Origin of the sequence: Parabacteroides sp. AF27-14 (assembly GCF_003635425.1) — a bacterium.
In the GTDB taxonomy this organism is placed as follows: domain Bacteria; phylum Bacteroidota; class Bacteroidia; order Bacteroidales; family Tannerellaceae; genus Parabacteroides; species Parabacteroides distasonis.
The window spans coordinates 1-22,612 of the sequence record NZ_QTLZ01000020.1 but is presented as its reverse complement, the minus strand read 5'-3'; the positions used below and the strand labels follow the sequence as shown (position 1 = coordinate 22,612).

Genomic DNA, 22,612 nt, shown 5'->3' with positions numbered 1-22,612 from the left:
AAAATTCCATTCAGATGGAATAAGATTCCCATTCGAATGGAATTTCAGATTGGATTATTTCTTGATATCAACGATCAAATTCAGTTCGTCCAACTGGGCCGGATCCAAGACACCCGGAGCATCGAGCATAACATCTCGTCCAGAATTGTTCTTCGGGAAAGCGATACAGTCGCGGATAGAATCCAAACCGGCGAACAAAGACACGAAACGATCCAAGCCATAAGCCAAACCTCCATGAGGAGGCGCTCCGTACTTGAACGCATTCATCAAGAAACCGAATTGCTCTTGCGCTCTTTCTTCGGTGAATCCTAACAGCTTGAACATCTTATCCTGTAATTGGCTGTCGTGGATACGGATAGAACCACCACCCACTTCAACGCCATTGATAACCATATCATACGCATTCGCACGAACAGCGCCCGGATCCGTGTCCAACAACGGTATATCATCCGGATTCGGAGAGGTAAACGGATGGTGCATAGCGTAGAAACGTTGATCGTCCTCGTTCCATTCGAACAGCGGGAAGTCGATTACCCACAAGCAAACGAACTTATCCTTGTCACGAAGGCCTAATTGATTACCCATCTCTAAACGCAACTCGCAAAGTTGCTTACGAGTCTTCATCGCATCGTCGCCGGAAAGGATCAAAATCAAATCACCCGGCTTAGCGCCGAACGCATTCTTCATTTCTTGAAGAACCTCTTGGCTATAGAATTTATCTACGCTTGATTTCACGTTACCATCCGCTTCCACACGGGCGTAAACCAAACCTTTAGCACCTACCTGCGGACGTTTCACGAATTCAGTCAGCGCATCCAGTTGTTTACGGGTATAGCTTGCAGCACCTTCCGCACAGATACCCCCTATGTAAGCGGCGTTATCGAATACGGAGAAACCATGGCCTTTCATGATGTCCATCAACTCGACGAACTTCATGCCGAAACGCAAATCCGGTTTATCGCTACCATATTGTTTCATAGCATCTTGCCAAGTCATACGCATAAACGACTCCTTGAACTCGACACCACGGATTACCTTAAACAAATGTTTCGCCATGCCCTCGAACATATTCAAGACATCCTCTTGCTCCACGAAGCTCATCTCACAGTCGATCTGCGTGAACTCCGGCTGGCGATCCGCACGCAAATCCTCGTCACGGAAACATTTTACGATCTGGAAATAACGGTCGAAACCGGAAACCATCAACAATTGCTTCAAGGTCTGTGGAGACTGAGGCAAAGCGTAGAACTGTCCCGGGTTCATACGGGAAGGAACCACGAAGTCACGGGCACCCTCCGGGGTAGAATTTACAAGAACCGGAGTCTCTACCTCCAAGAAACCTTGCTCATCCAAATAGCGGCGAACCTCGAACGCCATTCTATGACGAAGTTCCAGATTCTTACGAACGCAAGCACGACGCAAGTCCAGATAACGATATTTCATACGCAAGTCATCACCGCCATCTGTCTCCTCCTCGATCGTGAACGGAGGGGTAAGCGCAGTGTTCAGGACATTTAATTCAGAAACGATCAACTCAATATCACCTGTCGGGATATGCGCATTCTTGCTGGAACGCTCACGAACCGTACCCGTAACCTGAATCACGAATTCACGGCCCAACTTATTTGCCTTTTCGCAAAGAGCTGCATCAACCTCCTGATTAAATACCAACTGAGTAATACCATAACGGTCGCGGATATCGACAAATGTCATTCCTCCCATTTTGCGGGTTTTCTGCACCCAACCGGCCAGTGTAACCACCAGACCTTCATCCGCAAGGCGCAAGTCGCCACAAGTTCTTGTTCTATACATCTTTATTATTTAATTTGCTAGATTTACCAATCTTTATACCTCAGTTTATTACAAACCGCAACCACAAAGATAATACTATAAATCTTAATAATTATTCTTTTAAGCAAATTAAAATACGTTTTACCCTCTGCTACCCAAGCTGTCCGTATCGGGATTAATCTCTTTCACAGCCTCCTTTACATCCTTGGCCGTTATTTTCTTCTCATTTTTAACAGCGATTTGCTCTACAGGATACTTTTCCTCCATCTCCTCCAATTTAGAGTCTACGGATGTTTTTGAATCATTTGTTCTCATATTCTCTATTTTATTAACGTAATAATGGCTATTAAACAAGCAAGTACCGCCAATGGTTTATAGCGATAGCGACATTGTCCGTGAACATGGAAGGAGTTATGGGAATGCGAGACATTATAGCATATCATTATTTCGATATAGACGCTGTTATAGTGTTTGATGTGATGAAAAATAATCTGCCAGCCATAAAAATGACTATTGATAAAATGTTATTTGATATTTGAGACACCTTCCGTGAGCGATACCGTGGATGAGGACAAAAAACTATTTACCCCCGGATGAGCCTCTTATAGAGCAACGAACGCAAGCCATTAGGGAGAAGACGGGTCACTAAGCGAATACAGACATTCTTTAGCAAGGAGAAAAAGCCGATAAAACCCATCTTGTAAAACAGCGTCTGCAACCTCACTTCCGTTACAGCATACCGCCATCCTCCCCGCCGCCGAAACATATCCGGCGAGAAGCGGAAAAAGAGCAGGCTCTCTTGTATATTATAGAACCGGGCACCATTCATCAGCATCCGTACCCACAGATAATAATCCTCGAACAAAGGAAAATGCTTATATCCTCCAGCCTTCAGCACGGCCGACTTCCGAAACATCACCACCGGATGGTTCACCGGACACCTTCCCTTGGCAAACCTCAAGATATTTTCATGCTGCTCCGGCACTTTCCGCATGGAAAGTACATTTGATACCTCCCCTTCAAACTCATCGATCCAAGCCCCCACTACATCAATTTCCGGATGTTCCAAAAATATCGCCAATTGCTTCTCAAAACGATCCGGCTTAGCGATATCATCCGTGTCCATACGAGCCACAAGGTCATACGAACAATGCTTCAGCCCCTCGTTAAGAGCCTTGCCGAGACCTCGGTTGGTGGGCAAAGAAATCACTTTTAACTCAGGATGCTGGCTTGTGAATTCTTTTATGACCGCATACAGCTCATCCGTCAAAGGACCATCTTCCACCAAGACAACTTCTATAGGCAATAGCGTTTGCGTGAAGATACTGGTCAGACTTTGACGTAAAAATAGTGGGCTCTCTTTATGATATAAAGAAAGTAATACGGAAAATAACATAGACTTTCAGGAAAAGTATTATATAAGAAAAATTTCTATATGTACATATAAGATGTATCCGGAACACTTGAAGATTGACTCTTTACAGAGTCTGTACGTAAAGAACCGTCTCAAATCTATCTTTCTCATTCTCATGATCCTAATCTGCCTCATAAAAAACACAACTCTCTGATTCACAGAATTAAAAAACACAAACGTTCTTCATAACCACATTACACCAGCTCATCTCTTCGTAGCAAATTTCATACCCACTCTACTTAAGACATTTTTTAGCGCTCTCCGTTGCTTAGGTGATATTTTCCACTGAAGCCAATTAGTCATATCAATCTTTATCTGTTGAGAGAGAGGAACAACGCCTCTACCAGAATCTATATACAAGCTCAATCTACTCAAATTTTCAACAGCATGCCTAATCCATTTACCTTTATATACTCCATGTATATATGGCAAGACATATTCCGAAACCGCCACCACATCTTTATAATCCTCTGATGGAGCAACAGCGGCTTGTTCATTTATTGAGTTTTCAATATCCCATGCACTAAGAGAGCCATCGCCTAACAGTTCAACAAAAAGATCTTTTCGAAATATTCCAAATTGAAGATTGATAGCATAGGGGATTTGCTTATTGACACTACGCAATAAAGGAAAAGATTTAATTTTAGATCCTTTAGGAGTAGGGCCTAAATTACAATACCTTATCTCGTGGCTATCCATATAGTCAAGTAGCTGCTCTATTAATGAATTGTCAACATTGTCGCTCAAGATAATGTCATCACACATCAACATTACATACTTCGATTTTATAACTGGCAAAGCCGCTATAGTGCGCTCAACCCAAGTATCATTTTGCTTATTATTGCATATACAAGTAATTCCTTCATACGATTTGGTATTGGTGGTTAGAATAAACTCATAGGGGCAATCACTCCAATATCTCCGATATCCTTTTAAAAATACAGCAAGCACATCGGAATACGAATCCGGAGAACTAACATAAATAGAAAGTCGCTTATCCATCAGCTATTGTACTTTTTCTATATATTCCTTCATACTCATCAAGTTTTTATCCTTGTCAGAAATGATCAATTTCTCAATACCGCCAATCTTATCGAAAGGCCACTCTATAGCCATATCCGGATCATTATACATTATGCCGGCATCACCTTCACCATAAAACACCTCACCACATTTATAGCTAACGACAGAATCCTCCAGCACCAAATAGCCGTGGCCAAAATACTGAGGTATGTATAGAGCCTTCTGATTCTCTCCGGTTAGATCAAAACCTTGCCATTTACCAAATGTTGGCGAATCAGGGCGAAGATCTATGATTACGTCATACACATGGCCACTTATACAACGAACAAGCTTGGCTTGCTGTTTAACAAGCTGGAAGTGCATCGCACGAATTACACCCTTTTTACTAATGGTATAGAACACCTCTTTAAGTTCATGATCTATACCATTTTGCTTAAATGCATCAATATTGTAATCCTTGATAAAGCCACCACGTTCGTCTGTGGCATAGAAGGGAGTTATCTCATATGCCCCCTTCATATCAAGTTCCTTAAATTCAAATTTCTGTATCATGACTAATTCCGCTATAACATCAAAGAGTTTTTAAGCCAATTAATAGTTTTATCAATGCCTTTATCAAAGTCTATAGACGCATATTCTCCAATAGTACTAACCAAGTTACTATTGTCAAACATATCCATTGTATACTTTACACCATCATCTTCACGGACTCCTATCCCTACCTTATCAGCGCAACCAACTAGTTCTCCTATACGAATAAGATAATCTTTCAAGACTCTAGGATTGCCAGAGCCTATATAATAGAACGGCTTATTCGTTTCCTTAAAGCCTAGACGATATACAGCTTCTATAAGATCATCCACATAAATAAAATCAGGTAACTATATACAATCTTACAGTATAACCCTTGTTAAAGCAATAAAATTTATATTTAATTTATACTCAAATTATATTAATAATAAAATATATGAAAAACAAAAAGATAGCAAAATTATTAACTCGTAAAGATGTAAGAGAAAGATACACCAGAGAAGAAGCAAAACAACTTTTTCAATGGTGTATTGATAAATCCTCTAAAGATAACCCATATCCTCATTCTAAAGAAGAAATTGAAAAGGAAATAGATATAATTTATAATTCTTCTTTAGAGGAATTATTTAAAGAAGATGAAGAAGGAATTTTGATATTTGGAGAAAAATCTCCTTGGCCACATGGTATACATCCAATTTCTTGATTATAAAAAACAAATATAGCATTGCAGTCATAACAAGACCAAGCTTTAAATTGAAAATTGTAATTTATATTAGTTGAATTGCATTTTGGACAAGTTTCTTTTCTCATATTCTTTGCATTTTTATCCAAAAGTACAAAGAATATCTCAGACACAAAAGAAATGTTTAGAAAATCTTACAGTATAACCCTTGTTAAACCTTGTAACTTCTAATTAAAATAATATCTATATATAATATTGAAAAACAAATTATTATATATAGATATTATTAGAAATAAAGGTGATCAGATTTATATTTTATTTGAAACAAAAATCAATAATAGATGGTAAGAAATAAACAAAATACATATATAAAAAAAGCATTTTTTGCTGCTACTAAAATAAATAAAGATGGATCTCATACTACTTATCTAGCTCCACTAGCAGAAAATTTAAAAAAGTATAAAATATCTAAATATATTTTTAGAGAGTGGATGTTAAATAGAAATAGAAGACCTTGTTGTAAATTTCCTAAAGAATATATAGATTATACAGTCAATGCTATTTATACAAAATATTTCAAATAGAAAAAAATATTGATTCATCATTATTCTTTTCTAATTCAATTTCTCGCTTTTTCTTTTTACTTAAAGAAGACTCTTTAAAAGATACATTACTTATCTTTGTGAATATTGGAGATATTGTTTCTAATATTTTAGGAAACTTTCCCTCGTTTACACTTTCTTGTATATCTATTCTGAATTTCATATTACTATTTTTTTGCAAAGATAGACTATTTTCAAACATAAACAAATCAAATTTGAAAAATAATCCACACTTTATATTAATAATTAATCCTATTTTTCTATATAAAAACAATAATAGTATATATTAATTATAAACCAAGAACTTAACCCTTATTAACACATATTTACAGGCTTCAATATTGAATCGTAAATTCTCTTTTTACCTTTGCATTATTGAGATATAAATAATTAATAATCAATTATTTATAATAAAATATTAATTGTAATATTAATAATAAAACAATATAAATATGAAGCTTGCAAAGATTGCTAAATTTGATTCTTTAATAGAATTACTTGATGCATTTCCTGATGAAGAATCTTGCATCATTTATTTGGAGCATTTAAGGTGGCCAAATAAAGTAAAATCTCCATTTGATAAAAAATCAAAAGTTTATCATTTAGGTAATCACAGATATATGTGTAAAAATACTCAAAAGATATTCAATGTAAAAGTAGGAACTATATTTCATAGCACTAAATTGCCTTTAAGAAAGTGGTTTATGGCTATTTGGTTGGTTCTTTCTCATAAAAAAGGTATATCATCATTGCAATTATCACGAGATTTGAAAATAACTCAAAAAACAGCATGGTATATATTACAGAAGATTAGAACCTGCTTGATTTGTAAAAATAAAGGTAAGCTTGATGGAGAGGTTGAATGCGATGAGACTTTTGTAGGTGGTAAAAATAAGAATAGGCATAAGAATAAAAAAGTGAAAAATTCTCAAGGAAGAAGCTTTAAAGATAAAACTCCAATATTTGGAATGTTACAAAGAAAAGGTGATGTCATTTGTCGAGTAGTAGAAAATACTTCTCAATATGAAATTACTCCCAATATTTTAAAGTTCGTTGAATTTTCATCTATCTTATATACTGATGAATGGCAAGGATATAATGATATTGCTGAAATTTATACTCGCTTTTCAGTAGATCACAGTAAAAAGCAATTTGTTGATGGAGATATTTACACCAATACAATAGAAGGATTTTGGTCTATACTTAAAAGAGGAATCATTGGTATCTATCATCACATGAGTAAGAAGCATTTACAATTATATGCAAATGAGTTCGCTTTTAGGTATAACACAAGACAAATTAGTGAAGGAAGTAGATTTAAGCTATTTCTCTGCAATGCTGAAAAGAAATTGACTTATCAAAATATTATTGCTGTTGCATAGACTGAAAGAAAATGAGAAAGCTATGTAAGTACATATCAATATTCTCATTATCTTTGTCCCGTCTTTCGAGACAAAGTTTTTTGAAAACAAGAGAAAGTGCCTTATACTCGTTGAAATCGCCAATCTCAAGAAGGTATATACAAGGCACAGAGGACAACCTATATCAAGTGGGTTGCCCATCTGTGCGTATATACAAGTGTTTGGCGATACTTAACGAGTATGCACAGGGGCAGCCCACTTTTCTTATATGCAAGTACTTCTTTTTGGCTGCAAAAGGGAAATAAAACTATTGTATGCCATGAAGAAGTTATTATGTGTATTATTAGTGTTTATATTTAATTTTAGTGTTTTTGCTCAAACAGAATCTTATCTATATGAAAGGTATGGTATTGTTAATCAATATACTAACAATACTGTTTTGCCAATTGATGGAACATTGAAATTTATCAAGAATAAAGATGATTTGTTCACTATTCAAATGACGGATTCTCAATTGGAAAATACATTCGTATATGAATTAACTGTATCTTTAAATGGTTATGATGAATTGGATGAAAAATATATTTATATCGGCAATGTTGTTAGAGAGGGTGTTGCAAAAGGCAAATGTATAATCAGCACATCTAATAAATTAGATATTTATTTAAACAACAAAGGGTATGAGTATAAAGGAGGTTATTACGATAATGATTTTCACGAAAATCTTTCACTTTCTGTGTATTTTAAAAACATGAAAATATCCGAAGACGGATACATATCTTCTATACCTGATACATATATAAAAATATATCCAATAAGAAACATCTCTAAAGAAGAAAAAGAGGCAATAGTATTATTTAATCAAAAGCAGAAGAAATTAATAGAAAAAGAACAAGAAGAAATTGTTAAAACAATTAGATTGGCTAATATCGAGAAAAAATTATCTATCATAAAAGATAGATACATTGAATATTATAAAGATCAAATAAAAGAGCAAATATTTAATGTGTATAAAAATGGATATTATTATAATATGCACACCTATTCTGTACCTTTTGAGTGTAAATTAATAATGCTCATAAATGATAATGATGTGAGTGTTATTAAAGAATGCATAAATTATTATGGAATAAAAGGACATATAAACAATAAAAGAATATTAAATACTTCAATGAATAAAGTGTTTGAAAACACAAATTCACCAAGTTATAAAATAGAAGATTTTCTTTGTAAGAAAGATATGGAGAATATTTTCATTGAGAATTACACTATCTCTGATAATTTCAAAATAAAAACTGGAATAATGAGTGTAAAGGTAAAAAACAAGAAACAAAAATATTATTTTAATGAACATGAAAAATGTTCACAACAAGGAAATATTTGCAATTGGTGTTATGAAAATATAAAGGATAATGGTTTATACTTTATTCAATACCTTATTATAAATGAGCACTTTTCTACATGCAAAATTTTAAATGTGAACAAAGATAACATAGATAATGCAAAACGTCATTTAAGAATCGGTTTTCTTAACAAATGACGCTCTAGTATTTTTATTGACTTATATCCTTTTTACAAGACTTCACAAAGTCCCTTTTTACCTTTGAATAAAAATAAATTTAATTTCAAAGGTAATTATGGATAGAATAGACAAATCTGAGAAATCGTTACAATCAGAAAAGAAGACTATAAAATCTTTAGAGCTGCATGGTCGTAAAGAAATAGAAGATTTTTTTAAAGATGAATTAGAAGGCAAAAGCCATCTTAAAGAATTTGTAGATTCTCTTATGACAAAACCAAATGGTTTTACTCTTGGGCTTCCTTCTCATTATATTGTTGATGGTCAAGAGGTAATTGTAAATCGTAGAGTACAAGAGGTAGTGATTTTCCACAGCTAATACAATTTAAATATACAATGTCTATTTTCTTTGAAAGGAAAAATTGATTATCCTTTTCACAACAAGGACATTTTATAACTATTTTATTCATTACTTTTATATTATATAATTAAACTTTTTATAATGCAAAAGTAATGAATAAATTTGAAAGTAACAAGTCTTTACACCTCTTTATAAGGGTTATACTGTAAGATTGTATATAGTTACCTAAAATCATATGGTTGTAAAGCTGGACCAAATGCGGCTTCTTTACCAGCCATCAACTCACCTAACGTATAACTAACCAAATTGCCCGTTTTATTACCTACACCGTATATATTTGAGAACTGCATCCACACAAACTGTTGAGCGATATTCTTGCAATAATCTTCCAAAATTATTCTGCAAGCATGCTTAGCCACACCATACATCATTCCACCAGTCGTTTTTTTCAGATGCGACAAACTAAATGCTACATTCTCCGCTACAGTACCCGCACAAAGAAACTTTTTCACATTTAACCTCTTGCAAATATTAGCGCAATCTACTGCCATCTGAATATTTGATAATTGAACCGTAGGATCTGCTTTATCAGCCCCATTTACACCTTTCCACGCAAAATGATAGAAAGAGTCATATTCAATTACTGGCAGTCTTTCGACTAGAGATGTATTCACCCCTGATTCTATCCTCGTAATAAGATTTGAATCAGGCAAACGATTGCCATGAAAGGTAATATCAACAGCAACAACCCTAGTACCTTTTTCTATCAATTTCTTTATAAGTGAACTACCTATAAAACCATTGCTCCCTGTGACGATTACGTTCTTCATATTATCGTTATACGTTTAAAAATTCATCTATCTGTTTATCCATACAAACACGAACATCCCCACCTGCTAGCCAAACCTTACTCCATTCAACAATCTTTTCCATTGCCTCATCCAGATTCCATCGAGGGCTCCATCCAAAAGTCTTTTTCAACTTAGAGCAATCAAGCTTCAAGAAATTTGCCTCGTGAGGACCACCATCATACTTGTTCACCCACCTCATGCCTTCGCCCCACTTGTTCACAAATAGGTCAACAAGAGCGCCTGTTTGAAAACAATCCACATCATCGGGACCTACATTATAATAATCCGCAAAACCGATATCCTCATATTGCTTCATCGCTATCAGCAGGTAAGCATACAAAGGTTCTAGAACATGTTGATAAGGACGGGTAGAGTATGGATTACGCACAACAATATCCTCATGTTTTACAGCCGCACGGATACAATCAGGTATTATTCTATCACTGGCGAAATCTCCACCACCTATCACATTACCCGCTCTAACAGTAGAAATAGGAATAATAGGCAGACCATCAATATCTGTAAAGAAAGAACGCTTGTAGCTATGAGTCACCAGCTCCGAACAGGATTTGGAATTTGAATAAGGATCATACCCATCCAATTCCTCATTCTCCCTATAACCCCAACTCCACTCCCTATTCAAATACACTTTATCCGTAGTGACATTCAAGAAAGACTTCACGCAACAATTATTGCGAACACACTCAAGAATATTCACGGTACCCATCACGTTTGTCTCGTAGGTATAGGCAGGATCTTTATAAGAATCTCTAACAATGGGCTGAGCGGCAAGATGCAGCACAATTTCTGGTTGAGACTCATCAAAAGCCTTCTTTAGAGAGGCATAATCTCGTATATCGCCAATCACGGAATGTATGTCATCTTCAATATTAGCAATTTGAAACAACGAAGGCTCTGTTGGGGCTTCAAGTGAATATCCGGTAACGACCGCTCCGGCATTAGCGAGTATCCTACACATCCAAGAGCCCTTAAAGCCGGTATGGCCCGTAAGGAAAATCCTCTTACCTTTATAAAAATCCAATATATTTCCCATTTGTATGATAACTTATTATTTTGCGTAATCTGGTATTTCCGGAACAGAGCGCTCCCAACGCTTCCAAGGAGCTTTATCCTCGGCAAGCAGTTTTTCAAGTATAGATTTCTCACGTATGTTATCCATGCACTGCCAAAAACCAGTGTGGATGTAAGACATCAACTGACCCTCTTGCGCCAACCTTACAAGTGCGGTCTTTTCAAAGACACAAGAGTCACCCCCTTCCAGCATATTAAAAACCTCGGGATCTAGCACCATGTAACCGGCATTAATAGGAGCGCCATCAGAGGCGTTCTTTTCCCTAAAAGCCCTTACAGCTTGATCTTTAGTAATATCTAAGACACCTTTATCTTGTGCCATTTTGACGGCCGTAAGGGTCGCAAGCTTACCATGGCTCTTATGAAACTCCACCAATCTATCAATTTCCACATCACAAACACCATCGCCGTATGTCATCAAGAAAGTCTCATTCTCTACATATCTCTGGATACGTTTAATACGACCTCCAGTCATAGTGTTGTAGCCCGTATCAACGACTGTGACTTTCCAAGGCTCCATATTAGTTTGATGAACAGTCATTTCATTGTTACCACCACGATAGTCGAAAGTCACATCAGAGTTATGAAGGAAATAGTTGGCGAACCATTCCTTAATATATTCCTGTTTATAACCGGCACAAATGATAAACTCGGTATAACCATAATAGGCATACTCTTTCATAATGTGCCACAAGATTGGCATACCACCAATCTCAATCATTGGCTTCGGCTTGAACTGAGATTCCTCAGATATACGAGAACCGAAACCTCCTGCAAGAAGTACTACTTTCATGATAAAGAAAAGATTTTTCAGTTAAGTAATCAGCTAAAGCTAAGATAATTAAGAATTAAACTTGTCTTTATAAATTGTATAATCATTATGTATATCAACAAAAACTGCATGAATAGGATATTCTGTAAAAATATCAGAATTAGGGATTTTCATAAAATCGCTACCATACCTAAGAGAAAGATATTTTTCCGCTTCAAAAGGAATTGGTAAAAGGACATTCTCAAAATTCACATAGCGCTGAATTCCTAACCATTTACGAGGAAAACTCGTTTTGGGAAACGGAGCCTTCCCAAAAAAATGGCCAACAAGTAACGTATTTTTAGTTGAAAAGTGATTCAATATTTTGAATAAAAAGTTTTTTGCTGTAGTACCTACAATAAAATGACAAGAATTAATAAATACTTTTTTGAAAAAGCTATCAGAATCGTAATCTACCAAATAAAGAGATGTAGCTTTTAAAATTTGAGCGGATAAATATTGAATATAACGAACAAACTTATTAGGTGATACATTATACAAACACATTATATCAATATAAATACCTTGATGCATTTTATTATATCCTTTTTCAATACAAGTTGTTCCATTCATTCTTAACTTAGAAAAAAACAAAGGCCACTCAGTAGAATTTTCTCTTTGAAGATGAAATTTTTCTGTATCAAGATGTATAGAAGCATAATGAAGGAACTTATGATAATTATTAAAAGTCATAAAAACGTCAAAATCATCATCCCATGGAATAAAGCCATGATGCCTAACAGCACCTAAAGCACTTCCACCCATTAAATAATATTCTATATCATATTTCTTACAAAACTCATCAAAATAAAACGCTATTTCTAATATTTTATATTGAAAATCTTTAATATCAACATTCATAGTAGTAATTTAAACTAGTTTATCACGCAATATAGTAGAAGAAATACCTTTAGTATAAGGAAAATAAACAACTTTAGCTCCATTCTTATTCAACTCAGCTTCTACTTCCTGAAACAAAGAATTACCTTTCCAGTCATCACCAACAAACATCACATCGAAATGCAAACGATGATAAGCAGACATTTTATCTCGATTAACTTGAGGAACTACTTTATCTACATATTTGCAAGCCTCAACAATTGCCTTACGATTATCATAAGAGATTATAGGACTTTTATGCTTATACTCTCTTACCAATTCATCGGTACTAACACCAACAATTAAAAAATCACACAATTCCTTAGCTCGTTTTAGTATGTTTAAATGACCAATATGAAACATATCAAACACTCCAGAAGTGTATCCAATAATAAAATTTTCGTGACACATAATTATATATTATTTCAACAAACTATTATACAAATCCACCCACCTTAGCATAACATTTTTTACAGTAAAATAATGGAGACAATTAAAAGCATTCTCTGAAAGTTTACAATGCAATTTTTCATTAGTAATTAAGTCATAAATCGACCGAGAATATTCAGATATGTCCAAAGACTTAATAACTTTTGAATTAATATCATTAATTAAGAAACCTCGAATAGCCATACAATCATCAAAAGCAATAGGGACTACTTTCATCTGCATAGCTTCAAGCAGACTTAGTGGAGCACCTTCTAATAAAGAGGTAAACATTAGTATTGACGCACGTTCAAAATATTTCTTTGAATCATCACGCCCAACCAATTTCACATTTACAATATCATTTTTATTTATAAAGTCTTTATAAACAGATTCCCACTCTCCATAACCAACTATAGTTAAACACCAATCTCTCACATCATAAGTAGATAAAAAATGTTTCCAAATTTTTAATGCTAGTAATATACGCTTAGATATTTCATCAAATCGAGCCACAATTAGCAATTCATTTGTTTTAGAATAGTTACGCTCAACATAATCAAATGAGAGAAAATTAGGAATTGAGACCATCTTAGAAGAATCCTTCAAATTAGCAATAGATCTATAAATAGGTATATAAGCATCAGATAGGAGAACTAAAGCATCTGAGTATTTATAGATAGATTTATACTTCCTTTTGGTAGTATATTTAACTAGAAAACGAGTAATAGGGTAGAAGAATAACAATAAAAGATAAATAAGCCACTTAAAAGAAATCCGCCTATTAAGAACTTGAAACAAAAGAGATTGCTTATTATATCTAATATTCTCTGTTCCTGGAAGATTATGCAAAACTGATATAATTTTCACTTTTAATCCCGCAACAGCTTGACCAAGGAATTTCATATTAACAGCTCTTGATGCCTGATTATGAATAATAGAGATCTCATTGTCAATAAGAAAAGAACGGAAACCATCTAAATCATTATAATCAATTTTAAATTTCGCATCAAAGACTAATTGAGAGGAACTATATTCAGAATCTTTAAAATAAGCTATAAAACAATGAATTCCAACACTAGACAAATATTTGGCAGACAACAAAGTGACTTTTTGATTGCCACTACCTGATTCAGAAGGATCTAATAAACTAATAAACAAGATATTCATGATCTATACTTATCAAATAATTTACGATATATTTTCTGAAAAGGAATATAGTGATTCTTATAACCATCTATAACACATATGCTTTTATAAAAATTTATCGTGTGCAAACCATCCGAGTAATATGACGAAGAATCAGGATAAAGGGATATTACTTTTGTTTCATTATAGGACTTATCTGAAATATCCTCAACTTTATACAGAATAATACCTTTACCATACCCTTGCAAACAATCCTGAGCTGGTCTGTATACAGTATTATTTACGTGCATGAAATCACCAGCCATTCTGCTCCCAAACAAATTAGATTTTATTAATATTGGAGACAAATCGTATCCATATAATCTATTATTTGAAGTCCACATATACAAATCCTTATTATATGCATTTCTTGAAGTTGCAAAAAGATAAAAGGCTCCATTATAAGGCAAGATTGTAGCATCCGCAACTGCAACAGGAAGCATAGTACTGAAATGTTCACAAGAATGTAACAAAGTATTATACTTATAAACATTAAGTTCTGTAGAATACGAATTTTCAGGAACAATATAAACCTCATCAAGAGTATCACCTCTAATAATCAAGGGATAAGAGTTATGTATATTATCATCTATCAACGTATATTTTTCAATTATTTCACCTGTACATTTATCGACAGACAAATGACATATTGTTGCTACATTTTTACTACCTAACAAGATGTCTTCTACAAGCAAATCAATAGTGTAGTCAGATACATTTAAAATGAATGGATCTGCATAACAATGAAATTTAGAGTCTCTCCTTAACCAAGTGATATTAGACAAATCAATATTATCACTGACTAAATCTTCTAGAATAGCATTAAAAAAGCCCACATTCCATTCTTTATAAGATATTTTTTTCTTTAAATCAAAAAACATATAAATAATTAATTGGTTTTACCACAAGAATACTTACCCGACATTACTATCCAAAAAAACAGACCTCCCCAAAGATATGTATTAATAATAGCACTTTCGGACAAACTCAAAAATAAATATTGAAGCATTACAGGAATGAGAATCGAATTATAATCAAACTTAGAAACAGCCTTACAATATAGATTATACAAATATGCTAAAGAAAAAATTCCAGAAGACAGCAGCAATGATATATACGCAACATCTATTATAATAGACTCATCAATCTTAGTTGCACCAATCAACAAATTATTCGGAGTTAATTCGCCAAATACGAGCAAAGAATACCTTAATCTACCAGAACTAATTTCATGAATAAAAGAATACTCTGATTCATTAAACAAAACAACAATAAAAAAGAATAGTATCACAAATGGATAAGACAACAATATATATTTATTAAAGAAACATTTTTTTAAATTTGTTTTTTGAACAAAAGATAAAACAAGCAGAATACAGCCAGAGAACAGAACCGTACGAGAATAAAATGATTCATATATAACAAAGACTATAAAAGCGACAAGAAATGTATTAATTTTTTTCTTTAAAACCACAAGAAAAATAACCAAGAAAAACAAATACAATGAAAACAGGTTAGGATTTCCATATCCCATATCACTAACAACGCCTCCAGACTTATAGAAAAAATCAGAATATTCTTCATGCAACACTCCTAAAATCAATAAACCGTAATTTATAATTAAGAATAATACAGTTAGACAAAAAGAATATTTAGCCATTTTATCAATATAAAGATTCCTAGATATTGATACCAGCAATGACACAAACAACATTTTAGATGCTTCCACACGAAACAATGAAAGTATAAAAAATAGAACTATCCAATAAATATTATCATCTATCTTTGTAAAAAGCAACGAAATAAAAGAAATACCAATAATAAGTATAGATAAATTAGCAGTAGCAAAGTCTGATATATTTAGTGTCATTTTAAGATTAACAAGAAATATTATAATAAAGAACAATATCTCTAAAATTCTATTCTTCTTAATAACAAATGAGCCAGTCATAAAATACTATATATTTCATTCATTGTTTTTTCAACATCAAACATCAAAGAACGTTTTGCTGCTTTATCTTGATAGACAAAGACCTTATTATAATCATTGACAAATAATTTAATTGCATTATACAGAGATTCATCATCATTGTCTGCCAAAACCCCATACTCGGAATTTGACCCTAAAAGCTCTACTGGACCAACTGTTTTTGTAGACACAATTGCTTTTCCCAGACATAATGCTTCCGCCACAACTAAAGAAAATCCCTCTGCCAAAGAACAACTCACAAATAAATCCGCACACTTTATATAGACATAAGGATTAGGCTTATAACCTAAAAGGTGTACATTATCATCCAAATGTAAATCATGGATCATTTTACTAAGATCTGACTCCAAACAACCTGCACCAACAATCCAAAAATCTATATCATATCCATTATCTACAAAAATTCTAGCAACTCTTATAATACTATCAAATTGTTTTTGTCTAACCAATCTTCCTACTAGACAAACCGTAAATTTCCTTTTCTCAACTTTAAACTCATTTGCCCGCAAGACAATTGTCTTACAATCTATCAAATTATATATTACTTTTGTGGATGTAGTCACATTAAAAAGTTGTTGAAATTTATTTTTCGCATCATTAGACACAAAGATCACATCATCCATTAATTCATAACATTTCTTTTCATGCTTATTACTTTTGAAATACCTTTTTGTCCAATGGAAATTAAACAGATCTACGTGCACCCAAGATAAATGCCTAATTCCTTGCTTCAATATAAAGCTATGATACACCAAACTCCGTCCTTCTAAAAAAGATATTATCGTATCATACTTTTCACCTTTCATCTTATCAATTATTATTTGTCTTCTAAAAAATAATATATAAAAATAATATAAACCAAAATAGGACATTATTTTTCCTATCATCCTTTCTAATAAGGGTCTATTAATATTATAGAATAATATTATTTTTCTCACTTCTAAAGGCACTAGATTTGCATAATTTCCAAAATCATGTTCTAACAAAAGATCTATATCATATTTACTATAATCAAAATTATTAAGCATATCCACCAATAATTTTTCCGCTCCACCATCATAAAGGCTTTGCATCACGAACAGAATTCTTTTTTTATTGCCACAAGTCATATATAAATAATTTAAATTCAAATTACATCAAATATATTCTAGTTACTTAACATGATTCAATAACCCTACATTGCTTATATACTATTTTTACTCTATTAATAACAAAAACAACTATTTAACAACAAATCGTTTTAGAGCCGCATGCAATATCATACGCTCACTTGATTGCAACAAACTATAAATAACACTAAAGCCAATAAATACGGAAAGCGAAAAAACTATCAAGAAACGAAAAACTGAATCATTAGGTTCGATTAACATCAATATAGAACCGACTAACACCAATGAGAATGTAAAAATTAATATAGGCCTAACAACATCTCGAAAGTATTTTCTCATATTCAACTGTATTTGCCTATGAATATCACACAAACTATAAAACCAATATCCTACATTTGCTAAAACCGCAACAATAAATGGGACAAGCGGATTAGCATTCAATCTTAACAAAAGATAGCTTATAGGTAATATCGCCAACGTGAACATTCTACCATATACTTGACTGTTTTTTATATGTCCAGTTGCATTTGCCGCCATCCATAGAGGTGGTATAAATACTCCTATCAAGGATTCACACAGAACAAGACGAGTGAATGATATAGTATGGCTTGGAACCTCACCTAACCAAACCTCCAGTATAAACTCTATCTCAACCATTACAGGTATAGCTATCAAGGCCGCTAAGAAATAAGCATATTTAGAGCTTTTCTCAATTAGTGTCACCATGTATTCACAATCACCGGAAGCATATGATTTAATTATTTGAGGTTTAACCGCTGTCATCATGTTCTCAGTAAAACGTGTAACAACTGCGCTTACTTGCACAGAAACCGCTCGTGCCGCATTTACAGCGGGACCAAAAAATATATTTAAAAGGATATTTGTTCCTTGTACACCTGCAGACCAAGCGAAACAGCCAAATAAATTTTGACCTATAAACTTTGACATCTCTGCGACCAAACTATAATTCCAATAAAACCTAAATTTACATTCGGTAAATGACCTTACACTATATATCGCATAAATTAGCCAGACGAAGACAGAAACTATAGCCATAAGCAAACCATACAATATCAACGAATCGATTGTTCCAAAAGCTTCAAGCAAATAGACTATGAATAATCGAGCACAAGCCTCAAAAAGACCAAGATAGGCATATATATTCATTCGCTCATGCGCAACTATAGCCCCCATTAATGGGACTTGATTAATAGCGGAAAGTATGGAGATCAATGAAAAATGATATACCCAAACGGCAGCACCTAACCTCTCTGGAGGTATCACTAACTTATTGTATACAAACCAAAGTCCCAATGTTTCACCAAACAGCAATAATAATACGGACAACAGCCACATGAGGGTTAGGCTCTGTCTAAAAGCACATCCTGTCTCCATTAAGTCTTGTTTTCCCAAACCTATATTCATATATCGTTGGGTAACATTAGATAAACTAGAAATAAAAAAGCTCATGATGGAAACTACCCCTCCCACCACATTATAAATGCCGAAATCCTCTACACCCAAAACCCTCAACACGACCCGACTGGTGTACAGCGTCACCCCCATAATCAGAAGCATGCGCATGTAGAGGAACAACGTGTTCTTAGCTATTCGCTTATTGTTTTCGGAATTTGCAGACATAAAATCGTAATCGAACAATCCAAAGCACACACTTTATTAAGACACACCAGACAATGCAGAGAATAATATTTCATGACTTAAGAGCAATTAAAGCACATATTTTTTATGTATTTTACAATAAAATGCAATATACAACCCAATAATACACTAGAAATCACATACACTACAAAAGCAAAAAAAGGATTATCTATAATACGCATTAAGGAATAACGTCCTTCACTAACAAGCTCAAACATCAAATATATCTCAAAACTAATAAAAAACAAAAATGAAACATATTTATTAGGAACAGATTTTTTACATTGAAATGATAATCATCCACAAAATAAAGGAATGCAAACATTAAAATCAGAAATGGATAATATGTAACTGAAAGTTTTAAAAATCTTTGTTTCAGAAAAGACATATCATATTCCATCCGGCTATTATTATTCCATACAATACCAAATAGCATACTAGACATTGCGATAAACAATGTTACAAAGACACCTCCGAAATAATGTCCTAAAAATGAAATTGAATTATAATTATGACAAAAATGGCATAGCAATATACCGGTAATAGCAAGAGCCCTTAAATAGTCGAAGGCAACAATACGTTCTCTCATCTCTCTATTAATAAATCATTTAAATATTATGCAAACTCAATACAAGGCGTACACTCTAAGGGAGGCTCTTTGCAGTACCCTAAACCTAGTCATATTAACAATCAATTTTGATTTTAACATTATCTGTGTCCAATGTAATGTTATTAGGAACTTTATTCACATAATTCCTACACCCATTATCAGATCACACCGTGATCTCACCAATGTACAAGCTATTTCCAAAGCATACTCAACCGAGAAATCTCTGTTACCTTATCAGGTAAAGGAGGTTTACCAGTACAGGTAATAGTGATTTACCTGTACTGGTAATAGCGATTTACCAAATATGTCAGATCTCATCCGGGCTCTCGCTATCGCCACCGCCATCAGCAGGCTTTCCGCCCACCCAAATTTGCGTACTTACGCTACGAGGCGTTTTCAGTATGTGACCCGCACTACCATACTGCGTCGTCACAGTCAGCGTGTACTCACCTTCCGCCAAATCAGCCGGCAGGAGCAACGTGAGCGAAGAAGGGTTGTTGATGGTGATCTGGTCATCCGTCAGTTTCGTGGTGGCACCTTTGGAATCGGTCAGCGTAACACCTACCGACTCGTGGTCGCCAACCACCTTCAGCATCGCCCCACGGACGAAAAAGTTGTGACCCGCAGTGGCACTGCCGTCCTTCAAGCCCGTCTTACGATCCTCGGTCTCCAGGATGTACATGATGTTAGACTTCTCGCCGAGGATCTCCACCACGGTCTTGGCGATCGCCTCGCGCAGAGCCTTGTCTTGCGTGAAAGAGACGTAGATGGAATTATTCTCCTTGTTCCAAACGCCGCCCTCGACCACGCCTTTCAACTGGGGGACGGCACGGAACAGACCCGTGTTCACGCTATAGCCGTTTAAGATCAAGTCCATTACTATCCGATGGTAGAGAGTCACAGAGTGACGCATCGTCTCCGGGCGTAGACCGGTGTCTTGCTTGTACATCTCCTCCAACACGTCATCCAAAGTTAAACTTCCAGCCGAAGCCAGCAGCAGGATCTTGTCCGTCTTGTTGTCGGTGGTCACCGAATTGTCGATAAGCCAGCCTTTCAATACTTTCTTCATGGTATTTTGATTTATGGGAAGGACGGAATTGCCCTTTCCGGTTATCCTTGTCTAGAATTTCTTACCAAATGCTATGTTCAAGAACGTCTTCACCAATATCTTGAAATCGAACCACCACGAGCGGTGTTCCAAATAGAACAAATCGTAGCGCAGACGGCGAAGCATCTTCTCCAGCGTATCCGTATAGCCGTTGTAGAGCGTGGCATAAGAGGTCACGCCCGGACGGATCTGGTACAGGTAACGATAGCGGGGATCACGTTCCATGATCTGGTCGATGTAGAACTTCCGTTCCGGACGGGGACCGATAAAAGACATATCACCGATGAAGACATTCCACAATTGGGGCAACTCGTCCAAATGATGCTCGCGCAAGAACTTCCCCGCACGGGTCATACGGGGATCCGCACCTCCCTTGTAAAGGGCGGGACCGAATTTCTCAGCGTCCAAACGCATGCTGCGGAACTTATAGATATGAAACGGACGACCGAAACGACCGATACGCTCTTGCTTGAATACAGCCGGACCGCCATCCTCACACCTCACGACGATATAGCAAATTAAAAACAAAGGGGAGAATACGATCAAAGCGATGAAGGCCAAAAGACAATCCCCAATACGCTTCACGTTACGTTCGATAGCATTCATCCCATCCGGGATGAATCGTTCCGGATTCTCTCCCTCTCTTTTTTCGAAAGGAATACTACTACTCTCTTCACTCATACGATCTCACTTAATGAAGGCAACCCCTTCACCTCGCCGGCATGCCACGCTTGGTAGTCCTCATGGGAGAGTTGGGATGCTGTTAATAATTTGTAATCTATGTCGTCTCTTCGCAAGATGTGCCTGCGGGCATACGAGCGGAGCGAACGATCCGTAACGGACACCATCACCACCGGGAACGGGTAGCCGAGCAAACGCATTGGCGTAATCTCGCTGTCCGGGAATACATGGCGCAACTGATAGGCCGAGCACTCAAATGCCACCCAGTAAGGCCCCGTGCAATACAGGTGAATCAAGTTTTGGTTCGCACGCTCGCGGCTCATGATATCATTTAAATGCTCGTTCAGCAACCGCACCAAACGAACGCCGGAAGGAAGGGAAGACATTGATTTTTGATTTATGATTTTTGAATTATTCATTGTTCATTGTTCATCATGTCTCAGCCAGCGATCGTAATCGTCCAAGCGACGGATTAAAGTCTGTTTGCTTTTCTTGGGCGAGGACTCACACCGCCACGGGTCCACAACCTCGTGCGCCATCTGCCGGTAGAGACTGCTGTCCGTGCAACCGTAGAGCGTCACCAGCAACAAGGCACGGGATTGCGGAGCCTTTACCAACGGGAGCATGCTTCGCATCGTGGCGAACAAGCGTACGAACTCATCCTCCTCGCCTAACAGCTTGTAGGTAGGTAGGAGCGACGAGTAGACCTTGCAGCGCATCACGTCCGTCTCCGCACGGAGAGAACCGTAGGATCTCAATACCTCACGGGCCAAACGAGTATCCTCCTCTGATACGCTGCCGGAGGCATGGTAACGTCCCAAGGCATCGTGCAAGCCCTCCCGCAGGCGATCGTTGTCCAGATGGGTATAGGCGTGCTTGCCCTTGGTGTTCAGCTCGATCAGCTCATACTCGCCCGGCTTCACC

General features: G+C 35.6%; 25 protein-coding genes and 3 pseudogenes. 6 read left to right on the top strand and 22 right to left on the bottom strand.

Annotation, left to right across the window (positions count from 1 at the left end):
* Positions 1-54: 54 nt before the first annotated feature.
* Positions 55-1,812: an aspartate--tRNA ligase gene (gene aspS / locus DWY79_RS17330; protein ID WP_005856298.1), complete on the bottom strand. Its 1,758-nt coding sequence runs from the start codon at positions 1,810-1,812 to the stop codon at positions 55-57.
* A gap of 120 nt (positions 1,813-1,932) precedes the next feature.
* The gene (locus tag DWY79_RS22805) at positions 1,933-2,106 is read right to left on the bottom strand and encodes a hypothetical protein (RefSeq protein WP_005856296.1); all 174 of its coding nucleotides are present in this window, start codon (positions 2,104-2,106) and stop codon (positions 1,933-1,935) included.
* A gap of 86 nt (positions 2,107-2,192) precedes the next feature.
* Here DWY79_RS22805 and DWY79_RS17325 point away from each other — a divergent pair, with 86 nt between their 5' ends.
* On the top strand, positions 2,193-2,330 hold the full coding sequence (locus tag DWY79_RS17325; RefSeq protein WP_121963147.1) for a HepT-like ribonuclease domain-containing protein: 138 nt from the start codon (positions 2,193-2,195) through the stop codon (positions 2,328-2,330).
* 44 nt (positions 2,331-2,374) lie between these two features.
* Here DWY79_RS17325 and DWY79_RS17320 read toward each other — a convergent pair whose 3' ends face one another.
* From DWY79_RS17320 to DWY79_RS17305, 4 genes and pseudogenes are all read right to left on the bottom strand, one after another.
* Positions 2,375-3,187, bottom strand: coding sequence for a glycosyltransferase (locus DWY79_RS17320; protein ID WP_005868212.1), 813 nt, complete (start codon positions 3,185-3,187; stop codon positions 2,375-2,377).
* A gap of 222 nt (positions 3,188-3,409) precedes the next feature.
* The gene (locus DWY79_RS17315; protein ID WP_005868211.1) at positions 3,410-4,207 is read right to left on the bottom strand and encodes a hypothetical protein; all 798 of its coding nucleotides are present in this window, start codon (positions 4,205-4,207) and stop codon (positions 3,410-3,412) included.
* Positions 4,208-4,210: 3 nt separating this feature from the next.
* Positions 4,211-4,780 carry a dTDP-4-dehydrorhamnose 3,5-epimerase gene (rfbC, locus tag DWY79_RS17310; protein WP_008778280.1) on the bottom strand — a complete coding sequence of 190 codons (570 nt, stop codon included), beginning with the start codon at positions 4,778-4,780 and terminating at the stop codon, positions 4,211-4,213.
* Between the two features lie 11 nt (positions 4,781-4,791).
* Positions 4,792-5,103 (bottom strand): annotated as a pseudogene (locus DWY79_RS17305) (NAD(P)-dependent oxidoreductase); the annotation flags it as partial.
* Positions 5,104-5,195: 92 nt separating this feature from the next.
* Here DWY79_RS17305 and DWY79_RS17300 point away from each other — a divergent pair.
* Together DWY79_RS17300 and DWY79_RS17295 are read left to right on the top strand one after the other, a co-directional pair.
* Positions 5,196-5,462 carry a hypothetical protein gene (locus DWY79_RS17300; RefSeq protein ID WP_122369914.1) on the top strand — a complete coding sequence of 89 codons (267 nt, stop codon included), beginning with the start codon at positions 5,196-5,198 and terminating at the stop codon, positions 5,460-5,462.
* Positions 5,463-5,782: 320 nt separating this feature from the next.
* Complete coding sequence (locus DWY79_RS17295) at positions 5,783-6,025, top strand: hypothetical protein (RefSeq protein ID WP_122369912.1); 243 nt, start codon at positions 5,783-5,785, stop codon at positions 6,023-6,025.
* Here the strand turns inward: DWY79_RS17295 and DWY79_RS17290 are convergent.
* Positions 6,018-6,206 carry a hypothetical protein gene (locus DWY79_RS17290; RefSeq protein WP_122369910.1) on the bottom strand — a complete coding sequence of 63 codons (189 nt, stop codon included), beginning with the start codon at positions 6,204-6,206 and terminating at the stop codon, positions 6,018-6,020. The two genes, DWY79_RS17295 and DWY79_RS17290, sit on opposite strands and share 8 nt — an antisense overlap.
* Before the next feature lie 289 nt (positions 6,207-6,495).
* Between DWY79_RS17290 and DWY79_RS17285 the strand changes: the two genes are divergently transcribed.
* The 3 genes from DWY79_RS17285 (at position 6,496) to DWY79_RS17275 (ending at position 9,302) form a co-directional block, all read left to right on the top strand.
* Positions 6,496-7,425, top strand: coding sequence for an IS1595 family transposase (locus DWY79_RS17285; protein WP_122369908.1), 930 nt, complete (start codon positions 6,496-6,498; stop codon positions 7,423-7,425).
* A gap of 298 nt (positions 7,426-7,723) precedes the next feature.
* Positions 7,724-8,944: a hypothetical protein gene (locus DWY79_RS17280; protein ID WP_122369906.1), complete on the top strand. Its 1,221-nt coding sequence runs from the start codon at positions 7,724-7,726 to the stop codon at positions 8,942-8,944.
* 97 nt (positions 8,945-9,041) lie between these two features.
* Positions 9,042-9,302 (top strand): hypothetical protein, encoded by a 261-nt coding sequence (locus tag DWY79_RS17275; RefSeq protein WP_036630649.1) that lies wholly within the window; start codon positions 9,042-9,044, stop codon positions 9,300-9,302.
* Positions 9,303-9,511: 209 nt separating this feature from the next.
* Here DWY79_RS17275 and DWY79_RS17270 read toward each other — a convergent pair.
* The 15 genes and pseudogenes from DWY79_RS17270 to DWY79_RS17195 form a co-directional block, all read right to left on the bottom strand.
* Positions 9,512-10,114: pseudogene (locus tag DWY79_RS17270) on the bottom strand (NAD-dependent epimerase/dehydratase family protein); the annotation flags it as partial.
* Between the two features lie 7 nt (positions 10,115-10,121).
* Positions 10,122-11,189 carry a CDP-glucose 4,6-dehydratase gene (gene rfbG / locus DWY79_RS17265; protein ID WP_005868206.1) on the bottom strand — a complete coding sequence of 356 codons (1,068 nt, stop codon included), beginning with the start codon at positions 11,187-11,189 and terminating at the stop codon, positions 10,122-10,124.
* Positions 11,190-11,204: 15 nt separating this feature from the next.
* A complete protein-coding gene (gene rfbF, locus DWY79_RS17260; protein ID WP_005868204.1) occupies positions 11,205-12,020 on the bottom strand; it encodes a glucose-1-phosphate cytidylyltransferase in 816 nt (271 codons plus the stop codon).
* Between the two features lie 48 nt (positions 12,021-12,068).
* Positions 12,069-12,899, bottom strand: coding sequence for a phosphorylcholine transferase LicD (locus DWY79_RS17255; protein WP_122369905.1), 831 nt, complete (start codon positions 12,897-12,899; stop codon positions 12,069-12,071).
* A gap of 9 nt (positions 12,900-12,908) precedes the next feature.
* Entirely contained in the window at positions 12,909-13,328 is a 420-nt protein-coding gene (locus tag DWY79_RS17250; protein ID WP_005856277.1) for an adenylyltransferase/cytidyltransferase family protein, read from the bottom strand.
* A 9-nt stretch (positions 13,329-13,337) separates the two neighbouring features.
* Positions 13,338-14,513, bottom strand: coding sequence for a glycosyltransferase (locus DWY79_RS17245; RefSeq protein WP_122369903.1), 1,176 nt, complete (start codon positions 14,511-14,513; stop codon positions 13,338-13,340).
* Positions 14,510-15,412, bottom strand: a complete 903-nt coding sequence (locus DWY79_RS17240; RefSeq protein ID WP_122369901.1) for a hypothetical protein — start codon at positions 15,410-15,412, stop codon at positions 14,510-14,512. The genes DWY79_RS17245 and DWY79_RS17240 overlap by 4 nt, the downstream gene beginning before the upstream one ends.
* An 8-nt stretch (positions 15,413-15,420) precedes the next feature.
* The gene (locus DWY79_RS17235; RefSeq protein WP_122369899.1) at positions 15,421-16,482 is read right to left on the bottom strand and encodes a hypothetical protein; all 1,062 of its coding nucleotides are present in this window, start codon (positions 16,480-16,482) and stop codon (positions 15,421-15,423) included.
* Positions 16,479-17,594 (bottom strand): glycosyltransferase, encoded by a 1,116-nt coding sequence (locus DWY79_RS17230; RefSeq protein ID WP_008778278.1) that lies wholly within the window; start codon positions 17,592-17,594, stop codon positions 16,479-16,481. Before DWY79_RS17230 ends, DWY79_RS17235 begins: the two co-directional genes overlap by 4 nt.
* Positions 17,595-17,741: 147 nt before the next feature.
* Positions 17,742-19,271 carry a membrane protein gene (locus DWY79_RS17225; RefSeq protein WP_008778277.1) on the bottom strand — a complete coding sequence of 510 codons (1,530 nt, stop codon included), beginning with the start codon at positions 19,269-19,271 and terminating at the stop codon, positions 17,742-17,744.
* A gap of 235 nt (positions 19,272-19,506) precedes the next feature.
* Positions 19,507-19,878 carry an acyltransferase family protein gene (locus DWY79_RS17220; RefSeq protein ID WP_122369897.1) on the bottom strand — a complete coding sequence of 124 codons (372 nt, stop codon included), beginning with the start codon at positions 19,876-19,878 and terminating at the stop codon, positions 19,507-19,509.
* Positions 19,879-20,206: 328 nt separating this feature from the next.
* Entirely contained in the window at positions 20,207-20,968 is a 762-nt protein-coding gene (locus tag DWY79_RS17210) for a DNA-binding domain-containing protein (protein ID WP_005868194.1), read from the bottom strand.
* A gap of 51 nt (positions 20,969-21,019) precedes the next feature.
* A complete protein-coding gene (locus DWY79_RS17205; protein ID WP_005868193.1) occupies positions 21,020-21,688 on the bottom strand; it encodes a sugar transferase in 669 nt (222 codons plus the stop codon).
* Entirely contained in the window at positions 21,685-22,074 is a 390-nt protein-coding gene (locus tag DWY79_RS17200; protein ID WP_048927435.1) for a hypothetical protein, read from the bottom strand. The genes DWY79_RS17205 and DWY79_RS17200 overlap by 4 nt, the downstream gene beginning before the upstream one ends.
* 36 nt (positions 22,075-22,110) lie before the next feature.
* Positions 22,111-22,612 (bottom strand): annotated as a pseudogene (locus tag DWY79_RS17195) (transcriptional regulator); the annotation flags it as partial.